The organism is Candidatus Hydrothermales bacterium, from assembly GCA_039630235.1.
Taxonomy (GTDB): domain Bacteria; phylum Hydrothermota; class Hydrothermia; order Hydrothermales; family JAJRUZ01; genus JBCNVI01.
Window position 1 is genome coordinate 44,829 of sequence record JBCNVI010000002.1, and the last position, 17,832, is coordinate 62,660.

The 17,832-nt window shown below is 32.5% G+C and carries 24 protein-coding genes and 3 tRNA genes; 9 read left to right on the plus strand and 18 right to left on the minus strand.

Going from position 1 to position 17,832, the window contains the following annotated elements; all coding sequences use genetic code 11:
* From ABDH49_02685 to ABDH49_02695, 3 genes are all read right to left on the minus strand, one after another.
* Positions 1 to 431: NADH-quinone oxidoreductase subunit D (locus ABDH49_02685; protein MEN3045880.1), on the minus strand; the 431-nt coding region annotated here is incomplete at its 3' end.
* Positions 431 to 913, minus strand: a complete 483-nt coding sequence (locus tag ABDH49_02690; GenBank protein ID MEN3045881.1) for an NADH-quinone oxidoreductase subunit C — start codon at positions 911 to 913, stop codon at positions 431 to 433. The genes ABDH49_02685 and ABDH49_02690, both read right to left, overlap by 1 nt.
* Positions 910 to 1,365, minus strand: a complete 456-nt coding sequence (locus tag ABDH49_02695) for an NADH-quinone oxidoreductase subunit B family protein (GenBank protein MEN3045882.1) — start codon at positions 1,363 to 1,365, stop codon at positions 910 to 912. The genes ABDH49_02690 and ABDH49_02695 overlap by 4 nt, the downstream gene beginning before the upstream one ends.
* 35 nt (positions 1,366 to 1,400) lie before the next feature.
* Here ABDH49_02695 and ABDH49_02700 point away from each other — a divergent pair, with 35 nt between their 5' ends.
* From ABDH49_02700 to ABDH49_02720, 5 genes are all read left to right on the plus strand, one after another.
* Positions 1,401 to 2,180 carry an MlaD family protein gene (locus ABDH49_02700; protein ID MEN3045883.1) on the plus strand — a complete coding sequence of 260 codons (780 nt, stop codon included), beginning with the start codon at positions 1,401 to 1,403 and terminating at the stop codon, positions 2,178 to 2,180.
* 11 nt (positions 2,181 to 2,191) lie between these two features.
* The gene (radA, locus tag ABDH49_02705) at positions 2,192 to 3,514 is read left to right on the plus strand and encodes a DNA repair protein RadA (GenBank protein ID MEN3045884.1); all 1,323 of its coding nucleotides are present in this window, start codon (positions 2,192 to 2,194) and stop codon (positions 3,512 to 3,514) included.
* 1 nt (position 3,515) lies between these two features.
* A complete protein-coding gene (locus ABDH49_02710; GenBank protein MEN3045885.1) occupies positions 3,516 to 4,190 on the plus strand; it encodes a TRAM domain-containing protein in 675 nt (224 codons plus the stop codon).
* Between the two features lie 166 nt (positions 4,191 to 4,356).
* Positions 4,357 to 4,430 (plus strand) — tRNA-Arg (locus ABDH49_02715).
* Positions 4,431 to 4,452: 22 nt separating this feature from the next.
* Entirely contained in the window at positions 4,453 to 5,037 is a 585-nt protein-coding gene (locus ABDH49_02720) for a heme NO-binding domain-containing protein (GenBank protein ID MEN3045886.1), read from the plus strand.
* On the opposite strand, the gene ABDH49_02725 is transcribed toward ABDH49_02720, so the two are convergent.
* From ABDH49_02725 to ABDH49_02740, 4 genes are read right to left on the minus strand one after another with little or no spacing between them, the layout of a single operon-like run.
* A complete protein-coding gene (locus tag ABDH49_02725) occupies positions 5,034 to 5,201 on the minus strand; it encodes a hypothetical protein (GenBank protein MEN3045887.1) in 168 nt (55 codons plus the stop codon). The two genes, ABDH49_02720 and ABDH49_02725, sit on opposite strands and share 4 nt — an antisense overlap.
* Positions 5,161 to 6,900, minus strand: a complete 1,740-nt coding sequence (gene mnmG, locus ABDH49_02730) for a tRNA uridine-5-carboxymethylaminomethyl(34) synthesis enzyme MnmG (protein MEN3045888.1) — start codon at positions 6,898 to 6,900, stop codon at positions 5,161 to 5,163. The genes ABDH49_02725 and mnmG overlap by 41 nt, the downstream gene beginning before the upstream one ends.
* A gap of 32 nt (positions 6,901 to 6,932) precedes the next feature.
* Positions 6,933 to 7,886, minus strand: coding sequence for a DUF4340 domain-containing protein (locus ABDH49_02735; GenBank protein MEN3045889.1), 954 nt, complete (start codon positions 7,884 to 7,886; stop codon positions 6,933 to 6,935).
* Positions 7,867 to 8,175 (minus strand): hypothetical protein, encoded by a 309-nt coding sequence (locus ABDH49_02740; protein ID MEN3045890.1) that lies wholly within the window; start codon positions 8,173 to 8,175, stop codon positions 7,867 to 7,869. Before ABDH49_02740 ends, ABDH49_02735 begins: the two co-directional genes overlap by 20 nt.
* Between ABDH49_02740 and ABDH49_02745 the strand changes: the two genes are divergently transcribed.
* The gene (locus tag ABDH49_02745; GenBank protein ID MEN3045891.1) at positions 8,174 to 8,368 is read left to right on the plus strand and encodes a hypothetical protein; all 195 of its coding nucleotides are present in this window, start codon (positions 8,174 to 8,176) and stop codon (positions 8,366 to 8,368) included. The genes ABDH49_02740 and ABDH49_02745 overlap by 2 nt on opposite strands.
* A 58-nt stretch (positions 8,369 to 8,426) precedes the next feature.
* Here ABDH49_02745 and ABDH49_02750 read toward each other — a convergent pair whose 3' ends face one another.
* The 5 genes from ABDH49_02750 to ABDH49_02770 all read right to left on the minus strand — a co-directional run bounded on the left by ABDH49_02750 (position 8,427) and on the right by ABDH49_02770 (position 11,394).
* Positions 8,427 to 9,476 (minus strand): GldG family protein, encoded by a 1,050-nt coding sequence (locus ABDH49_02750; GenBank protein ID MEN3045892.1) that lies wholly within the window; start codon positions 9,474 to 9,476, stop codon positions 8,427 to 8,429.
* Positions 9,473 to 10,183 carry an ABC transporter permease subunit gene (locus ABDH49_02755; GenBank protein ID MEN3045893.1) on the minus strand — a complete coding sequence of 237 codons (711 nt, stop codon included), beginning with the start codon at positions 10,181 to 10,183 and terminating at the stop codon, positions 9,473 to 9,475. Before ABDH49_02755 ends, ABDH49_02750 begins: the two co-directional genes overlap by 4 nt.
* Positions 10,170 to 11,105: an ATP-binding cassette domain-containing protein gene (locus ABDH49_02760; GenBank protein ID MEN3045894.1), complete on the minus strand. Its 936-nt coding sequence runs from the start codon at positions 11,103 to 11,105 to the stop codon at positions 10,170 to 10,172. Before ABDH49_02760 ends, ABDH49_02755 begins: the two co-directional genes overlap by 14 nt.
* A 12-nt stretch (positions 11,106 to 11,117) precedes the next feature.
* Positions 11,118 to 11,209 (minus strand) — tRNA-Ser (locus tag ABDH49_02765).
* Between the two features lie 101 nt (positions 11,210 to 11,310).
* Positions 11,311 to 11,394, minus strand: a tRNA-Leu gene (locus tag ABDH49_02770).
* Positions 11,395 to 11,458: 64 nt separating this feature from the next.
* Between ABDH49_02770 and speE the strand changes: the two genes are divergently transcribed.
* The 3 genes from speE to ABDH49_02785 are packed head-to-tail and all read left to right on the plus strand — an operon-like array spanning position 11,459 to position 14,332.
* Positions 11,459 to 12,277 (plus strand): polyamine aminopropyltransferase, encoded by an 819-nt coding sequence (speE, locus tag ABDH49_02775; protein ID MEN3045895.1) that lies wholly within the window; start codon positions 11,459 to 11,461, stop codon positions 12,275 to 12,277.
* 19 nt (positions 12,278 to 12,296) lie between these two features.
* Positions 12,297 to 12,761: a bifunctional nuclease family protein gene (locus ABDH49_02780; protein MEN3045896.1), complete on the plus strand. Its 465-nt coding sequence runs from the start codon at positions 12,297 to 12,299 to the stop codon at positions 12,759 to 12,761.
* 38 nt (positions 12,762 to 12,799) lie between these two features.
* Positions 12,800 to 14,332, plus strand: coding sequence for an ATP-dependent DNA ligase (locus ABDH49_02785; protein MEN3045897.1), 1,533 nt, complete (start codon positions 12,800 to 12,802; stop codon positions 14,330 to 14,332).
* Here the strand turns inward: ABDH49_02785 and ABDH49_02790 are convergent.
* Genes ABDH49_02790 through ABDH49_02815 form a run of 6 tightly spaced genes read right to left on the minus strand, consistent with a single transcriptional unit; the run spans position 14,324 to position 17,821 of the window.
* Positions 14,324 to 14,911, minus strand: coding sequence for a MarR family winged helix-turn-helix transcriptional regulator (locus tag ABDH49_02790; protein ID MEN3045898.1), 588 nt, complete (start codon positions 14,909 to 14,911; stop codon positions 14,324 to 14,326). The two genes, ABDH49_02785 and ABDH49_02790, sit on opposite strands and share 9 nt — an antisense overlap.
* Before the next feature lie 56 nt (positions 14,912 to 14,967).
* Positions 14,968 to 15,666 (minus strand): ABC transporter ATP-binding protein, encoded by a 699-nt coding sequence (locus ABDH49_02795; GenBank protein ID MEN3045899.1) that lies wholly within the window; start codon positions 15,664 to 15,666, stop codon positions 14,968 to 14,970.
* The gene (locus ABDH49_02800; protein ID MEN3045900.1) at positions 15,642 to 16,253 is read right to left on the minus strand and encodes a CbiQ family ECF transporter T component; all 612 of its coding nucleotides are present in this window, start codon (positions 16,251 to 16,253) and stop codon (positions 15,642 to 15,644) included. The genes ABDH49_02795 and ABDH49_02800 overlap by 25 nt, the downstream gene beginning before the upstream one ends.
* Positions 16,250 to 16,879: an energy-coupling factor ABC transporter permease gene (locus ABDH49_02805; protein MEN3045901.1), complete on the minus strand. Its 630-nt coding sequence runs from the start codon at positions 16,877 to 16,879 to the stop codon at positions 16,250 to 16,252. Before ABDH49_02805 ends, ABDH49_02800 begins: the two co-directional genes overlap by 4 nt.
* A complete protein-coding gene (locus ABDH49_02810; GenBank protein ID MEN3045902.1) occupies positions 16,866 to 17,282 on the minus strand; it encodes a hypothetical protein in 417 nt (138 codons plus the stop codon). Before ABDH49_02810 ends, ABDH49_02805 begins: the two co-directional genes overlap by 14 nt.
* A complete protein-coding gene (locus tag ABDH49_02815; protein ID MEN3045903.1) occupies positions 17,255 to 17,821 on the minus strand; it encodes a DUF4198 domain-containing protein in 567 nt (188 codons plus the stop codon). The genes ABDH49_02810 and ABDH49_02815 overlap by 28 nt, the downstream gene beginning before the upstream one ends.
* Positions 17,822 to 17,832 lie beyond the last annotated feature (11 nt).

Consider the following 17,832-nt stretch of genomic DNA (forward strand, 5'->3'; position numbering starts at 1 on the left):
CCAGATATTTCTTCAAAAAGATCAAGTATTTTTTCTCTTAATTCAAAGGTATACATGAAGATAGTCATAAAACCAAGGTCAAGTAAATGAGTTCCAAGCCACACAAGATGAGCTGCAATTCTTTGAAGTTCTCCCAAGATCACCCTAATATACTCTGCTCTTTCAGGAACACTTATTTTCAAAAGTTTTTCAATCGCAAGAACATATGCCCAATTTTGTAAAATTGGAGCCGTGTAATCCATTCTATCAGTCCAAACCATAGCCTTTTGGTAAGGTAAATTCTCCATTATTTTCTCTGAACCTCTATGTAAAAAGCCTATGAATGTTTCAGCTTTTTTAATTTTTTCGCCATCAAGATAAATCTTTAGACGCATAACTCCATGAGTGGCTGGGTGTTGCGGACCTATGTTAAGTTCTATTAAATCTTCCATTAATAAATATCCTCCATTTCAGGGGGCGAAATCTCCCTATCCAAGGGAAAATCTTTTCTTAAAGGATGACCAGGGAACTTCTCCCATAAAAGTATCCTTTTCAAATTTGGGTGATTTTTAAAAATAATTCCAAAAAGATCATAAACTTCTCTTTCAAACCAATTTGCTCCCTTATAGATTGAGGTTATCGATTCTAACTCCGGCTTTTCTCTCTCTACGGTAGTCTTTACCCTAATTCTTTCATTTCTAGCTAAAGATAAAAGAGTATAAATAACCTCAAAATATCCCCTACTTATGTAGTCACAAGCTGTTATGTCGACTAGATAATCAAATAGAAGTTCTTCACTGTTTTTTAACTTATTAAGAACATTTATAATGTCTTCCTTTTTGACCTTTAAAGTAACAATATCTTTCAATTCTATTTTTACATCTATCTTCTCTTCTTTAAACTTTGCTTGAATTAAATTAATAAGCTCGCTCAAGTTTTCTTAGTTATTTTTTCTTGAAGTTTTTGTACAGCGTACAAAAGAGCCTCTGGTCTTGGTGGACAGCCAGGCACGTATACATCTACAGGAATTATGTTATCTACTCCCTTTAGTACTGAATAACTTCTATAATAGGGACCTCCTGTTGAAGCACAGATTCCCATTGATATAACCCATTTTGGCTCTGGCATCTGCTCATATAGTCTTTTTATTACCGGTACAATCTTTAACGTAACCGTACCTGCTATTATAAGCAAGTCTGCCTGCCTTGGCGATGGTCTGAAAACCTCGGCTCCGAATCTTGATATGTCAAAAATAGGATCAGTAGTAGCCATCATCTCAATTGCGCAACAGGCAAGACCAAAAGTTAAAGGCCAAAGGCTATACTTCCTCCCCCAATTTATAACATCCTCTACTCTCGTTAAAATAAAAGGGGGAATTTCTTTCATTTTTAATTTTAAAAACCTTATAATCTAAAATTCAAATGGATAAAAGAAAGCTACTTTCGGGGCTTTTTGTACTCTTTTCACTATTTGTATTAGTTTTTATCTATGTTTTCTTTACTGAGTTTAAAATCGCAAAGAATAGATACTACTATGAAGCTGAAGTTCCTGATGCTTCATGGCTTGAAAGAGGAGACTTAGTTACAGTTTTAGGTGTTAACCTAGGTAGAGTTGAAAAGCTTTGGATTGAGAAAGATAAGGTCATTATAAGATTTTTCGTTGATGGTGTTAAATTAAGGGAGGGGGCAAAGATAATCGTTGAAAACCAGGGATTTCTCGGTAGAAAAAGACTCGTAATTAAACAGGGAAGTGGAAAAGAAATCCCTCCCTTTACTCGTATAAAGGGTCAAACTGGATGGGATCTTGGTAACCTTTTAGCTGCCGGTGAAAAAATTATTGATTCACTTAATTTACTACTAAAAGAAGTAAAGGCCTTAGTTTTAACATATAAAGTAGTTGGAGAAGAGCTTTTAACTGAGCTTAAAAATACATCAAAGGAACTTTCAGAATTTCTTTTGACCTGGAAAAAAACTGGTGAAAATGTTAATGCTCTAATAGAAAAAGTTTCACATGTTTATTTACTTGTGACAAGGGTAGATTCGCTACTTAAAAAGGTTGAGGAAAGTAACGGAACTTTAAAGAAATTTTTAACTGATGATTCAACCTACAAAAAAGTTGACTCACTCTTGACAGAAGTTAGGGATCTTATAAAAGATATAAAGAAGGATCCAAGAAGGTATTTTAAATTTTCGATTTTTTAAATTTTAAATTGATGAAGGGTGAAAAGGTAGTTTACATATGTGAGAACTGCTCATATGAATCTCCAAAGTGGCTTGGAAAATGCCCTTCCTGTGATTCATGGGATACCTTTAGAGAAGTAAAAATTAAAAATTTAAAAGAAATTACAAAATCAAAAGTTTATAGGTTTGATGAGATTGAAATTAAAACAAAAAATTACATTGAAACTAAAATAGAGGAAGTTGATAGGGTCTTGGGAGGAGGAATAGTAGAAGGTGGACTTTACCTAATTGGAGGTGATCCGGGGATAGGAAAAACCACTCTTTTACTTAAAATTGCTGATAAAATTTCAGAAGAGGGTAAAAAAGTTCTTTTCATATCAGCTGAGGAATCTAAAGAACAGATAAAAATGAAAGCCGAGAGAATAAAGGTAAAGGGTGAAAATATATGGATCTCTCAAAGTTTAGATACTGATTCAATAGAGGAAGAAATAAAAGAATTAAAGCCTCATATTGTGGTAGTTGATTCAATTCAAACGGTGTTTAATCCCTCAAATCCCAGCTCGCCTGGTAGTGTCTCCCAGGTAAGAGATGTAGGTTCTTTTTTTCTAAAAATCTCAAAGAAAGAAAACATAGCAGTTTTTCTAATAGGTCATGTTACAAAAACTGGAGAGATAGCTGGACCAAAAACTTTAGAACATATGGTCGATTGTGTCTTGTATCTTGAAGGAGAAAGAAAGGAGGGTCTGAGAATATTAAGACCATTTAAAAATAGGTTTGGTTCAACAGAGGAAATTGGAATTTTCGAGATGAGAGAGGAAGGTCTTGTAGAGGTTAGAGATCCATCTGGTCTTTTTCTATCAGACATAAAATCAGAGGGTATAGCCTATTTTCCTATGATGGAGGGTAAAAGGGTTATAATGGTTCAGATTCAAGCACTTGTTTCAAAAACTTTTTTCCCTGTTCCTAAGAGAGAATCGCAAGGCTATGATATAAGGAGACTTTCTATGATTTTGACGGTGATAGAAAAGTATCTTAAGTTGCCTTTATATCAATATGATGTTTATGTAAATGTTATAGGGGGAATAAAAATTACAGAGACAGCAGGAGATCTTCCGCTTGCCCTTGCAATTATTTCGTCTTTTAAGGGCATCGAGCTTCCGGAAAAGCTTTTTAGTTTTGGCGAGATAGGGCTTGCAGGTGAGATAAGGAATGTAAAAAATTATAAAAGGAGGGTACAGGAGGCAAAAAAGATTGGCTTTAAAATTGGAGTTGTTCCCCTTTTTGAAAATTCTGATGGTGATCTTATAAAGGTAAGAAACTTAAGGGAGGTTTCAGAGGAATTTTTTAATCCCTAAAATGATTTACCATATTTTTTTTAGTTTAAACTATGCCATAATTATATTTCTTGTTATTTTGAATATTTTTTTAATTTATCTTGTTTTTAGAAAAAAGGAAAAAATTCCCTCGTATTTAATTGATTTTGATACACTAAAAGATCATAGATTTCTTGAACTTTTTTCCACAGATATTTTTTGCTTTAAAGTAATTGTATCGAAATTTGATTATGAAAGATTTAAGGAATTTGTAAGATCCATAAGTGACGAAGAATTAAGAGAAAAATTTATTTTTTATTTAAAGAGTCTTGAAAAAAAGAAAAAAGAAAAGTTTTTAAAAATTGTAAATGTTAGCTTTGAAAATTATACTCAAAGAAAAAAAGGAGTAAAGTGTATTTTATCTAACAAGGAACTTAAGGAGAGTTTTGAAGAAAAGGGATTAGATTTTGTTTATTTTCATAGCATTGCAAAATTATTTAAGCCTAAGTTAAAAAAGGGAGAAGTAATAAAACTTGAGATTTCAAGAAAGGGCAAGTATTTTGATGAGGCTATAGGATTTCTTGAAGATGATACACCTTGTATTGTAAAGGATGGGGCTGAATTTTTAGGGAAAAAGGTTGATGTACTTATAGAAAACGTTAGGGAGACACAAGCTGGCACAATTTTAGAGGGTAGAATCTTTAGGAGTAATACTTAATTTAGGTCCTTCTCTAATAATTTCATTGAGCTCTTCTATTAAGCTATTTAAGTTTTTCACGCCGTATTTTTCAGCGTTTTCTTTAAGGGTGCCCCATATAGGTTCACCGTATGATACTGCTAAGAATTGCAAAAATTCTGAGTTTTTTTTAAAATAAATTAAAAAGGCCCCCGTAGCTCAGGTGGATAGAGCGGCAGTTTCCTAAACTGCAGGTCGCGTGTTCGAGTCACGCCGGGGGCACTTTTTAATCTCAAATAATTTAGTGAATTTAAACGAAGATTTTAAAATAAGAGGTTTTGCTTTCAATTCCCTAAAATTTTTTATTATCGAAAAATTGGGCGAAAAGACATATAAAGAATTTTTAAATAATCTCCCAACAAATTTGATGAAATTTTTTTCCCAAGAAATCTTAGAAGATGAATACTACCCCATTAAAGATTATTTTGAAAGCATAGACTGCTTATGTAAGATTTATAAAGAAAACATAGATGAACTTATGTTTAGAATTGGTGAATTTTCGGTTAAAAGAGCCTATGAAGGTCCCTTCAAAATTATTGGAGATTCCCTAGATTTTAAAAGTTTTATAAATAACGTCATCAATTTTGGCTTTAAATTTTATTATAATTTCGGAAACATCAAAGTTAAAGAACTTGATCTAGAAAAAGGAGTGGCAATTTTCTCTATAAACGATTTTCCTTTTAAAGATCTTAAATTTGAGAAAAGAATAGAAGGTGGTCTCTATGCGATCTTTGAAATAAAAAGCCTAAAAAATTTAAAAAGTCAAATAATAAAAAGTATAGCTAAAGGTGACGACTGTATTGAAATTAAAATAAGTTGGCACCCCTAAATTTCTTTTCTTGACTCTCTTAAGTAATAATAAAGAGAAAGCACATCGGTAATCCTTATCCCAGGAATCCTCATAGCTTGAGCAAAAGTTTTCGGTCTTACCTTACTCCACTTTTCCTTTGCCTCATAAGAAACATTGGGCACCTCCCAGAAGTCTATCTTCATCAGGTATCTCTCTTAACTCTATCTTATTTACCCTACTTGCCTCCCTTAATTCCTTTTCAATATAACCATCATAGTGAATCTCACTTAAAATTCTCTCTTTTATTTTTTCTTTAACTTTTTTTATTACCCCCTTTTCTTCTAAAACGTTATATACATTTCTATCTTTCTTTATAAGTTCAAAAAGTGTGATTGACTCAGGCAACTCACTGAGAGAGGTTAATTTTTGTGCCTCCTTTCTTTTTATTCGTGTGTTTCTTAACTTTTCAATTATCTCATTGAATAATTTTCTTTCTTCCTGAAACTCCATAAATTCTTTTTGACTTATAAGTCCAAACTTATACCCATAAGGAAGCATCCTCTCCTCTGCCGTATCTTGCCTTAAAGTTATTCTGTACTCAACTCTTGAAGTGAACATTCTATAAGGCTCATCAACCCCTTTTGTAACAAGATCATCTATCATAACACCGATATAACCCTCACTTCTTTTTATTACAAAGGGATCTCTCTTATCTAGGTACAATGTTGCGTTTATTCCAGCCACAATTCCCTGAGCAGCAGCCTCCTCATAGCCCGTAGTTCCATTTATCTGACCAGCCAAAAAAAGACCCTTTACCTTTTTTGTCTCAAGCCATGGTTCAAGTTCTAAGGGATTTACAAAGTCATACTCTATAGCATAACCTGGAACAACAATTTTAGAATTTCTAAGAGGCGGTATAGTCTTTAAAATCTTATATTGAATCTCCTCTGAAAATGACGTAGAAAGACCACTTATATAAACTATTTCTGAGTCTCTTCCGTCAATTTCAAGAAAAAGCTGATGCCTATCCTTATGAGGAAAATTTACTACCTTGAGCTCAAGCGAAGGACAATACCTTGGTCCTATTCCTATTATTTCTCCTGTAAAAAGTGGACACTCATCTAAATTTTCCCTAACGATTTTATGGGTCTCCTCATTTGTGTAAGTGATCCATGCGGGAATCTGTGAAATATTTAAATAGGTATGTCTAAACGAAAAACCCCGGGGCGGTTCATCTCCCCTTTGCTCCTGAGCTAAACTGAAATCTATTGTTCTTATATCTATTCTTGGAGATGTTCCTGTTTTTAACCTACCCATTTTAAATCCCAAAATTCTTAAAGATTCGGAAAGTTCATAAGATGGATCTTCTCCCATCCTACCTGCCTTTATTTTTTTCTTTCCAATATGTATAAGCCCCCTCAAAAACGTACCTGTTGTTAAAACACACGACTTTGAATAAAACTCTTCTCCCTTTATTGTTAGAACACCCCTATATATTTTTCTTTTATCTTTTTCTTCAACTATTAGGGCTTTCACTTCATCCTCTACAACAGAAAGATTCTTTTGATTGAAAATTGCCTCTTGCATCCTTTTTTTATAGGCTTCTCTATCTGCTATTGCTCTTAGGGAATGCATTGCTGGCCCTTTTTTTGTGTTTAGGGTTCTAAATTGAGTTCCCGTATCATCTATGGCAAGTCCCATTTCACCCCCTAATGCATCAAGTTCTTTAACAAGTTGTGCTTTTCCAACTCCGCCAATTGAAGGATTACATGACATCTGTGCTATCTTGTCTTTTCTTAAAGTAATAAGGAGAGTCTTTGCTCCTATTCTTGAGGCAGCAAGAGCTGCCTCACACCCTGCATGCCCCCCACCTATAACTATCACATCAAAAAATTTACTCATCTTTTAACTTTTGAAAACCTATTAATTATAGCCTATTCCTGCTTTTTCACCTCCTCTAATAAAAACCAATTTTTATCTTTTTTTAATGAAACTTCTACAAAATGTGTAGAAAGGGTATAAAGGGTATAGTTATCGCCTTCCTTCTTTACTAAATATCTATCGTTGTCTATTTTTTCTATAACTTTAAAACCCTGCTTTCCACCATTTCTAAGAGTAACAAGGATAGATAGAAACGGTTCTTTGCCTCCATACTCTTCTATATTTAAAGTGTCAATATAACCAAGTGAAAATACTGAGCTTAGCATTCTTACATAGTTTTGAATTTTTGACTGATCTGCGTTTAAATCAGGTGAATCTATTATCCATTTTTCACCCTCTTTATATAGCATAAATCGCTGCTCTTTATCACTGTACTCAACTCTCTGAGCATCCTCATATTTAAACTCAGTAATTTTTCTATTTCTCCAACTTGATGGATGTAAGCTATATATATGCGATTGAATCGGCTTTTCAACAAGTAAGACCTCCTTTTTTCCTGGAAATCTTACAAAATTTGTTGAAAAATCAGCCCCATGTTTTCCAACTATAATTTCAAAAATCTTTCTATTATCTTTGTCAAAAAGTGAAAGAAAAATCCCATTTTTATCATCAACATTATAATAGGGATATTCGGATTCACTTTTTCCATAAACTTTACCCTTAAGTGAACTTAAATTCTCAATTAAACGTACGATCATTTCCTTATCAGCTGTTCTTGGGTGATTCTCCTCCATTACCACCCAGGTTCCATCTAATTTCTTTAGTTCAAGCTTTTCTTCTCCTCTTTTAAAAGTAATTTTTGCTATGTTTTCTTCTTTAAACACACCTGAAACCTCGATCTCTTTTGGTAACCTACCCCTTTTAAAAGCTGGACTTTCTGTAATTACTGTCAATATAAGCAGAATTATGAAGGTAACACCAAGGAATTTAAGATGTTTTTCTATCATTTTTTTCCTCCTTTGTTTCAACTTTTTCCTCCATGTATTTTCTCTTTTTCATCCTTCTAATAGAAAACCTTATCATTCCGAAGACAATAACGAGTATCGGTATTCCAAAGGTCATTCCGTTTTGAAGCAGGAATTTTTGGAAAGCGTTTAAGGGAGCTATTGGTCTTTCCTTTATTTCTCTTGCCTTTATCTGAGTTAGGTCTTTACCGAGTGTTAAGGTGTTTACCATATTCATAAAAAAGAGTCCATTGTCTCTATACATTGTGACAAAGTTATCTTCAAGAAACATGGAGTTTCCTACAAAGATTATAGTGTTTTCATCTTTTGCTTCCTTTAAAAAGCCAGCTGTATCACTTGGAGTTAAATCTGTCCAATTTTTAAAAAGATTAGTGTCAGAGCCAAAAACTGACTTAAATTTAGCTCTTACTAAGAGAGCAAAAAGGTGTCTTTTTGTCTCACCTGGAAGAGGTGGGGGCTCTTGAATGAAGGGATGAATGGAAAAGTTACCATCTTTCCTGTATGCTCTATCAGTACTTGTTATTATTTGGTTGTGTATTTAAATTTCTTATCTTTATTTTCTAATGTATCTATTGCAGAAGGCCAAAACAGTACAAGTTGTGTGAGGTCGCGAGCAAAGTGATGTTTAACGCCCTTTGGCATGATCTTTACAAAGTAGTGATAGGGCACATAGACAATTCTCTGTCCTGTCATAATAGGAATAAAGGGTATAGTTGGATCTTTAACAATATTTGGTTTAAGGTAAATACCGTAGTTTTTTAGAAATTCAAGATCCTTTTCAAAAAGAGGTTTAGCTATAAATTTTTCATAGTCTATTTCAACTGGTTGCAAAAAGAAAATAACTTTTCCGCCCCTTATTATAAATTGGTCTAAGTTATAAAGTTCCTTTGGAGTAAGTTTTTTATTTCCAAAGACTAAAAGAACACTTACATCATCGGGAATTTTGCCTATAAGCGACAAAATTCTAATATTAAAGATTTTTTCAAGCTCTCTTCTGACTAATGAATAATTTTCCTGTTTCTGACCAAGAAATAAAAGTCCAACAGTTTTTATATTTTCAGCCTCTATTAATTTAAGAATTTTTGAAGTAAGATCGTACTCAAGGTTCTCTGTTTCGGTAATAACAGGTATAATTTCTTTCTTGTCCCTATAAAATATAGCAAGTCCAAAGTTACCGTTAACAACCTTAACCTGATCCTTTTCAACTACATTGAAAGTTATTTCTGGTATACCAATTCTTCTTACCTTTAATTCTATATCCTTGTTTTTATCAGGATAATAAACAGCATACTTTAAAAGTCCTCTTGAGTAGTTTCTATACTCTTCAAGTAAATCAAAAAGATCCTGTTTATGTGGATTCATTTCAGCAGGAAGTTTACTTGACATATAAACTTCTATATTCAGGTAGTCCTTAAGACTTCTTAAAACTTCTTTGGAAACGGGATGGAGAGTATATATCTTTTTCTGTGAGAGATCGATTCTATAAACAAAGTTTTTTAAAAATATGTTTAAAAGAAAAATATTAAGGAGTGCTAAGACTCCACAGGCCAAATATAATTTATTTTTTTTCATCTTGCTACCTCCAGATGTAAATAGTTAGCGTATAAAAAAAATACTATAAAAGAAAGATAATAGATGACATCTCTAAGATCAATTACACCTCTTGCGATACTTTCAAAGTGGGTTTTAATAGAAAGGGTTGAAAAAAGCTCTGCCCAAAAGCCCGTAAGAAAAGATATGATAATTTCTTCGCCAATTATATATAAAAGAAAAGAGAGTGAAGCAGCTAAAATAAAGGCTACAATTTGGTTCCTCGTGAATCCAGAAAGAAACATCCCAAGTGAAATCAAAGTTGACCCTAAAAGAAAAGAACCGATGTATCCTGAAATAACGCTACCCCAGTCTAAATTACCTAAAAAGGAAAGAACAATGGGTAGTGGGAGTGTTAAAAGTAAAGATATTCCGAAAAAAGAGACTGCTGCAAGAAACTTTCCAAGTATTATTTCTTCAGTTCTTAGAGGCAAAGAAAAGAGGATCTCAAGAGTTCCAAGTTTTTTTTCTTCGGCCCAAAGTCTCATAGTTATAGCAGGAATAAAAATTATAAAAAGAACAGGGAACATTGAAAACATTGGTCTTAAATCTGCTTCAGGCATCAGGAAGAAACCTCTAAAAAATAGCCAAAAATTAAGACCGATGAATACGACAAGCCAAAGATACCCTATAGTTGAATTAAAATATGTAAGGAATTCTTTTACAAATATTGCTTTAATCCCTCTCACTTTTTTCCTCCTTAGTTAATTCAACAAAAATTTCTTCAAGTCCAAGAGATTTTGAATAGAGCTCTAAAATTAAGAATCTGTTTTCGTAAGCAAATTTGGCAAATTTTTCTTTAGCATCACCATCATCCTTTGGAATAAATTTACCGTGAATACCATCCTCTTTCCTTTCAATTTCATAGGAAGCAATAAAATCTAACTTACTAATTTTTTCTCTTATTTCTCTTTCGTCTCCCTTTAAAACAAAATTTATTTCTTTGGATTTAAATTTTCTTGAGAGCTCATAGGGTTTTCCTTCAGCTCTTATTATTCCCTTGTGAATTATAATAACTCTTGAAGCGAGCATCTCTACTTCTGGAAGAATGTGGGTTGAAAGGAGAATCGTTTTTTCTTTAGATAGCTCCTTAATTAAATTTCTTATCTCAATGATTTGTACTGGATCGAGCCCTGTGGTAGGTTCATCCATTATCAGGGCATCTGGGTCATGTAACAGGGCTTGTGCTATGCCTACTCTTTGTCTATAACCTTTAGATAGTTCTCCTATGGGCTTTTCCCATACTTCTTTTATCTGGGTTTTTTCCATTACCTCTTCAAGTCTTTTCTTTTTGTCTTTTATGCCTCTTGCGTCTGCGCAAAAGCTTAGGTACTCTCTTGGAGTTAGATCGGTGTAAAGGGGGTTATCTTCTGGGAGGTATCCTAGTTTTCTTTTGCAGTATAGGGGGTCTTCGTGTAACTTTTTTCCGTCGATGATTACTTCTCCCTTTGTTGGGTATAGGTAGCCTGTTATTATTCTTAGGGTTGTTGTTTTACCTGCTCCGTTTGGCCCTAAAAATCCCAGGATTTCGCCTTTTTCTACGTTGAAGGATATTCCTTGGATAGCAGGTTCATCGCCGTAGTATTTATAAAGGTTAATGACTTCGATCATTTAGTTTTAGTTTGGCGGAGGGTGTGGGACTCGAACCCACAATCCCGATTTAGTCGGGATATCGGATTTCAAATCCGACGCCTTGCCAGTTCGGCCAACCCTCCTTAAAGGAGAAGTCTCTGATTATTTATATTATAACTATTTTAGGGTGACTATTCAAGGGAGTAGGGTGTCTTATAAAGGGTTGGGACCGGTTATTGGGGAGTGCCGGGGGCGGGACTTGAACCCGCACGAGATTACTCTCACCTGGCCCTCAACCAAGCGCGTCTGCCAATTCCGCCACCCCGGCGCTATTAATAAATAATAATTAATTTCTTGAGGAATTTTCAACCTTCTTTTTCTTAAGATTTTATATGTACTTCTCTGAAAAACAATCAAGAGGAACTGAATTTAAAATAAAAATACAAAAGGTACTCTTTAGAAAAAAAACTAAATATCAACTTGTAGAAATCTTCGAGAGTTTAGATTGGGGTAAAGTTCTTGCTATTGATTCACTTTTTATGGTAACTGAAAAGGATGAGTTCTTTTACCATGAATCTTTAGTTCATCCCTTGCTTTCAACTATAAAAGAGCCCTCAGAAGTTTTAATAATAGGGGGTGGGGATGGAGGAGCTTTAAAAGAAGTGCTTAAACATCCGGTAAAAAAGATTATTCAGGTTGAAATCGATGAGGAGGTCTTTAAAGCTTGCAGAGACTTTTTTCCATGGGCTAAAAAGGCTTATAAAGATAAAAGAGTCAATTTAATCTTTGAGGATGCAAGGGATTTTGTTAAAAAAACAAAGAAAAAATTTGATGTCATAATTCTTGACACCTCTGACCCAGTAGGACCTGCAAAAGTTTTTTATACCGAAGAATTCTACGATAATTTGAAAAAAATCTTAAAAAGAAATGGTGGAATTTCTCTTCAAGCTGAATCTCCTATATTTCATTTAAAAATTATAAAAAGACTATATAACATACTGAAAAAGAAGTTTAAGAGCGTTTTTCCCTATCTCTCACCGATGCCTACTTATCCAGGGGGTCTTTGGCTTTATTTTCTTGTTTTTAAAACAAAAAGGAGCAATCTAAAACCAATAAGAATACCAAAAGAAACTAAATATTATAATAGAGATATCCATGAGGGTTGCTTTAAAATACCAGAATTTTTAAAAAAACACCTTAAAATTTTATAATTAAATAAGGAGGTAAGCTATGAAATTCTTTCTCTATTTTTTTATTTTTGTAAAATTTGTGGAAGTTGAGGTTTTTGAGGTAATTCCACAGGGAGGAGGTGGCTATACCCTGGTTTTAAGGAAAGTAAACTCTGAATCCTTACTTTTCATATCAATAGGAGAAAATGAAGGCCTATCTATAATAAGGGCATTAAATAAGGTTAACCTAAAAAGACCCCTTACCTATGATTTAATGAAAAATATAATTTATAAACTTGGTGCCAAGGTAGAAAAGGTTACTATAGATAAATTTGAAAAAGATACTTATTTTGCAAGTATTCATCTAAGACAGGGAAATAGAAAGATAGTCGTTGATGCAAGACCATCTGACGCAATAAACCTTGCTATCAGAGAAAAAGTAAAAATATACGTTAATGAAAAAGTTTTTGAAAAAATGAAAATTGATTTAGAAAAGAAAGAAGAAAAGGAAGGAATAAGACTTTAAAAGTAAAATTTATCCGCTTTCATAGTAAAAACCAATAGATGAAGTTAAAAGAAGTTGTAATACTTTCTAAAAGATTAAGCGAAATTTCTAGTATAAAAGAAAAGATTAACTTACTTTTAGATTTTTTCAGTAAATTAAAGAAAGAAGAATTTAAGATAGCAATATCACTTTTGATAGGGAAGGCTCCCTATGGAAAACTACAGCTCGGTTTAAAAAGTCTCAGCAATTTTTTTTCTCTAAAAGAGGGAGAAGATAGTGTTGAACTTTTGGAAATAGATAATATTTTAAAAGAGTTAAGTAAAATAAAGGGAGCTGGATCTCAGAGAAGAAAATTAAATATAGTTTACAATCTCTTTAGAAAACTCAGTCAAATTGAGAGAGAGTTCTTTTTGCTCTTTATAATTGGAGAGGTAAGACAGGGTGTTTCAAAGGGGATACTAAAGAAAGCAATCTCAAAATTTTTAAATATAAAAGAAGAAGAAATCGACGAAATTTCACTAAGAAGAGGAGATTTTCTAGATATGGTAGATAATTTATTAAGCTTAGAGTTTGAGACCCTAAAAGAGTTTTCTTTTCAAGTATTTAAACCCTTTTTATCTATGTTAGGTGTAATCATACATACACTGGAGGATCTTCCAAAGGGAAGTTATGCAGTGGAATACAAGGTTGACGGAATAAGAATTCAGGTTCACAAAAAGGGTAACGATGTTAGGATTTTTTCAAGGAATCTTAGAGATATAACTACGAATCTTTTAGAAATAAAGGAGATTATTAAAAATTGGAATGGTGATTTTGTTTTAGATGGCGAAGCCGTTGTTTTTGATAGGGAAAACAGAATAATTCCCTTTCAGGACATAATAAGTATAGTAGCAAGAAAAAAGAGGGAAAAGGTCTCATCAATAAAACCCATCTTTTTTGATATTGTCTATAAAGATGGTGAACAGCTTTTTAAGTATAAAAATTCCGAAAGATGGAAAATATTAAAAGAAACAGTGCCAGAAGATTTTTTGATCAAAAGAATTGAAACTGATAAAAAAGAAGAGATTGAGAGATTCTTTCATCAAAGTATAGAAGAAGGCAATGAGGGTATAATGATAAAAAAGATAGACTCCCCTTATTTTATAGGTTCAAGAAAGAATTACTGGTTTAAATTAAAGAAGGTATATACTTTAGATCTTGTTATTCTGGAGGCAGAGTGGGGACATGGAAGAAGAAAAAACTGGCTTTCTGATTTTTTACTTGGATGCCTTAGTAGAGATGGTAAAAAATTTTTACCACTTGGAAAAACCTTTAAAGGTCTATCAGATAGTGAATTCGAAGAGATAACAAAAATTTTACTTACCAAAAAAATAGAGGAAAAGGAAAATGGTATAGTTGTTAAACCTGAACTTGTTGTGGAAGTGGATTTTTCAGAAATAGTTAGATCACCTTTTTATGAAAGTGGATATGCCCTAAGATTTGCAAGAATAAGAAGAATAAGAAGTGATAAAGATGTAAATGATATAGCGAAAATTGATGATATTGAAAGTATTTTTAAAGAATTCAGGAGGAAAAAAGGAGATCTAGTTTAAGACAGCTCTCTTACATTTAACTTTTATCTCGTGCTCTCTCATTTTTCTACCTGTTAATTTGCATAGATGTTTTTTATCAGAGTCTGGGAACGCATCTTTTATAAAGTTTTTGCAGTTTATACACATAGGCGAAATTTTTATTATTCTCTTATCCTGTAATTCAGTAATTATTTTAATTAGTATCTTAAAAATTTCTATTTTTTCTTCCTTTGTTAAGTTTTTTAAACTTTTTAAAATTTCCTTTCGATAGTGTAGAAGAATTTTTCTTAAGAGAGCCCTCCCCTTTTCAGTTAAACTTAAAAATTTATACCTTCTATCACCTAGATCTTTTTCCTCAACTATTATATTTTTTTCAATTAAAACTCTAAGAGAATCTGATAAGGTTGCCCTTTTAACTCCAAGCTCCTCCGATATTATTGAAGGTAACCTTCTCTCCTTTTGATTTTCCGAAATAAAAAGTATTACTTGAATACCAAGTGGCGAAATATCTATGTCCTTAGAAGTATCCCAAAGTAAAGACTTGTAGAGATTAACTAACTTCTCAAAAACATATATTATTTTTACATCAATGCTATTCATATTAAACAAAACTTACAACTTTTATTGTAAGGACTTCTAATTATTTATATTATAAACTAAGATGAGTCTTCCTCAAAAAGTTTAATTATTTCGTCTTTTCTGAAACTTCTTTGAAACTCCCTTTTTATAGTACCATTTTTTAAAAACAAAATCCTATCAGAAATCTCAATTGCAAAATCTACATCATGAGTTGCAATCACTATTGTTCCTTTTAAATCCTTTATTAACTTCATAAACTTTCTCCTTGCTAAGGGTGAAAGCCCAAGAGTAGGCTCATCCAAAAGAAATATTTCAGGCTCATAAGAAAGTAAACTGGCAAGAGATACCCTCTTTTTTTCACCATATGAAAGATGATGGGATACCTTATTTTCAAAATCTTTTAGCCCAACCCTGTTTAAGGAATTTCTAACTATCTCATCTAAGTTTCCCTTTATTTTGTAATTCTTTGCACCAAAAGCTACATCATCGTAAACTCTTGGCATAAAAAGTGAATCATCTGGATTTTCAAATAAAAAACCAATCTTTCTTCTTAAACTTTCCTTAAAATCTTCACCATCAATTAAAACTTTTCCCCTAAATTTTAAAAGTCCACAGATACATAAAAGTAAAGTAGTTTTACCAGACCCGTTTTCTCCTATTATACTTATCCTCTCATTTTCAAAAATCTTTAAGTTTATATCTTTAAGCACATCCTCCTTTTCTTCATAAGAAAAACTCAAGTTTATAGTCTCTATCTTAACTTTTCTATACTCCATCCCCTTGAAATCATCGCCTTTAATACTTTCTCCGATCTTTCATAAGATCTCAAGAACAAAAAACCAGATAGTATAAGATAGCTTTTAAAGTCAGGCCTTTTCCCCTTTGAAACCATTGATCTTTTCATTCTTAAAAACTCATCTTCCAGTATAAAAAAGTAGCGATACAGAAAGGATAAAATAAGAGAAATCAATTTTCCGTGTGGGGCCCTTTCAAGAAGTTTTATAAATTCCTCAATTTTAGTAACTGATAGAAAAAAAATTATACTAAAAACAGAAAGTATTGACCTTACTATGGCAAAAAAAAATTGTGTTAAACTTTTATTGCTCAAAAGTGAGAGAAAAAAAATAACCATCAAAAATGGCGTGATTAACATAACTCTCTTTAAAAGATAAAGAGGAGGAACCTTTGATATGAAAAGGAAGGTTAATAGGATCAGAAAAATGACAAGATAAAAATATAAATTAGGAGGAAAAGCAATCAAGATGGAAAGTAAAAATATTAGGACTAAAAGTTTAATACGAGCGGGAAGGTTCTGCAAAAAACCTTTTTCATAAGCAAATTGATCAATAAATTTGTGTTTCATATCTTTTCGATTTCTAAAAGTTTAGGCTTTAACTTTTTTATAAAATTAAAGAGAAAAACTGTAAAAATCCCTTCAAGCGAACCAGAGATTGCATGAGAAAAGATAATTATAAAGGCACTTTTTTGAAAAGAAATTTTCCCCGAAAAGTGAAGTTCTAACGCTACAAGTAAACTTCCAATGAGAATAGTTAAGAGTGCCACAAAAAATATAACAACATTTTCAAATTTAAGTAAAATTCTTGTTAAAAATTTATAAAGGTAAAAGCCTAAGATACAACCTAAAAAGGCAATGTTTAGTGCATTTGCACCGAGTGTAAGGATTCCTCCGTGAGAAAGTAGTAGAGCCTGAAGTAATAGAGATAAAAAATTTATAAAAAATGCTGAAAATGGACCAAGAATAAGAGAGATAAAGAAACTTCCCTGTAGGTGAACCGAAGTTCCAAAGGGTAAGGGAAAACTTATGCTACTTAATAAAAAAACATAGGCCGCTGAAAGACCTAAAAGGGGTACCTTTTCCGCCTCTATTTTTTTTAATATTTTTTTTCCAGAATAAAAAAAAGTTAAATAGGAAACTGCACTCGTAACAGCAAGTGTCTTTGCATCTAAAAAACCATCAGGAATGTGCATTCTTCAGTTTTCTATAGGCAAGAATATAAAATATAGATCCAGAAAACATAAGTATAATTCCAAGACCTAGGATTAGTCTTGATTCAAACGTAGCTTTACTTTTCAGAAAAATTAACTCCTCTAAATTTTCGACCACGATTTCTTTGACTATCCCATGCCCCATACCATCATCCACCTCTATTTTCCATTTTCCCTTTTCGTTTGGTAAAAATAGTGCCCTTCCTTCCCTGTCAAGCATCCCTTGTGAGAATATTTTTCCATCCGGAGAATAAATTTTATATTCTGCAAAGGATAGAGGCGTTCTATCCTCGTAAAAAAATCTTATACCACTTGCTCCCTTAAAAAACTCAAAACTAACTCCATGTGAAAAGATACTTATCGCGAGTAGAAAGTTAACGTGCATACTCTATCTTTTTCTCTTTTTATTATTAAATTGAGTCCCTTTTTAGACTTATAAAGGTTTTTGAACCGACCCTTTCCCTTTTCGTTTAAGAATTCATAGTTAGATGGTGAAAATTTAATCTCTCCTTCCTTAAAGTCAAAGTTTTCCAACTTAATTTCAAAGTCGTATCCTAAATTCTTAAACTCGGTAATTTTCTCTAAGTAAAAGTAACTTTTACCTATGTAAAGAACCTCTTCACCTTTTGAAAGGGTAAAAAAAACAAGATAGGTTCCCTTTTCCGAGGGTGTAAACTCAGAGACTATATAATTTTTTTCTCTTTTGTACTCAAGTTTAACCTCTTCGCCGGATGGTTTTATTACCTTAAATTCTTTAATAAGGTTTTCTCTTGGCGCTATCTCTGACTCAAATAATTTATGTCCCCCCTTTATAAATAACTCTATCTTCTCGTTTTCCTTAGGATAAGGATTTGAAATTTCAATCCAAAAGTCATGAGAATATAAAAGACCAAGAGTTACTAAAATAAGGCTTACTCCTCTCATTTTTAGCACAG

Excerpts from the sequence above, each read along its gene's own strand:
- ABDH49_02695 (MEN3045882.1), bottom strand. The coding sequence starts at position 1,365 with ATGAAAGAAATTCCCCCTTTTATTTTAACGAGAGTAGAGGATGTTATA.
- ABDH49_02700 (MEN3045883.1), top strand. The coding sequence starts at position 1,401 with ATGGATAAAAGAAAGCTACTTTCGGGGCTTTTTGTACTCTTTTCACTA.
- radA (MEN3045884.1), top strand. The coding sequence starts at position 2,192 with ATGAAGGGTGAAAAGGTAGTTTACATATGTGAGAACTGCTCATATGAA.
- ABDH49_02710 (MEN3045885.1), top strand. The coding sequence starts at position 3,516 with ATGATTTACCATATTTTTTTTAGTTTAAACTATGCCATAATTATATTT.
- ABDH49_02725 (MEN3045887.1), bottom strand. The coding sequence starts at position 5,201 with ATGAAGATAGACTTCTGGGAGGTGCCCAATGTTTCTTATGAGGCAAAG.
- mnmG (MEN3045888.1), bottom strand. The coding sequence starts at position 6,900 with ATGAGTAAATTTTTTGATGTGATAGTTATAGGTGGGGGGCATGCAGGG.
- ABDH49_02735 (MEN3045889.1), bottom strand. The coding sequence starts at position 7,886 with ATGATAGAAAAACATCTTAAATTCCTTGGTGTTACCTTCATAATTCTG.
- ABDH49_02745 (MEN3045891.1), top strand. The coding sequence starts at position 8,174 with ATGGAGTTTCCTACAAAGATTATAGTGTTTTCATCTTTTGCTTCCTTT.
- ABDH49_02740 (MEN3045890.1), bottom strand. The coding sequence starts at position 8,175 with ATGTTTCTTGAAGATAACTTTGTCACAATGTATAGAGACAATGGACTC.
- ABDH49_02750 (MEN3045892.1), bottom strand. The coding sequence starts at position 9,476 with ATGAAAAAAAATAAATTATATTTGGCCTGTGGAGTCTTAGCACTCCTT.
- ABDH49_02760 (MEN3045894.1), bottom strand. The coding sequence starts at position 11,105 with ATGATCGAAGTCATTAACCTTTATAAATACTACGGCGATGAACCTGCT.
- speE (MEN3045895.1), top strand. The coding sequence starts at position 11,459 with ATGTACTTCTCTGAAAAACAATCAAGAGGAACTGAATTTAAAATAAAA.
- ABDH49_02780 (MEN3045896.1), top strand. The coding sequence starts at position 12,297 with ATGAAATTCTTTCTCTATTTTTTTATTTTTGTAAAATTTGTGGAAGTT.
- ABDH49_02785 (MEN3045897.1), top strand. The coding sequence starts at position 12,800 with ATGAAGTTAAAAGAAGTTGTAATACTTTCTAAAAGATTAAGCGAAATT.
- ABDH49_02790 (MEN3045898.1), bottom strand. The coding sequence starts at position 14,911 with ATGAATAGCATTGATGTAAAAATAATATATGTTTTTGAGAAGTTAGTT.
- ABDH49_02795 (MEN3045899.1), bottom strand. The coding sequence starts at position 15,666 with ATGGAGTATAGAAAAGTTAAGATAGAGACTATAAACTTGAGTTTTTCT.
- ABDH49_02800 (MEN3045900.1), bottom strand. The coding sequence starts at position 16,253 with ATGAAACACAAATTTATTGATCAATTTGCTTATGAAAAAGGTTTTTTG.
- ABDH49_02805 (MEN3045901.1), bottom strand. The coding sequence starts at position 16,879 with ATGCACATTCCTGATGGTTTTTTAGATGCAAAGACACTTGCTGTTACG.
- ABDH49_02810 (MEN3045902.1), bottom strand. The coding sequence starts at position 17,282 with ATGCACGTTAACTTTCTACTCGCGATAAGTATCTTTTCACATGGAGTT.
- ABDH49_02815 (MEN3045903.1), bottom strand. The coding sequence starts at position 17,821 with ATGAGAGGAGTAAGCCTTATTTTAGTAACTCTTGGTCTTTTATATTCT.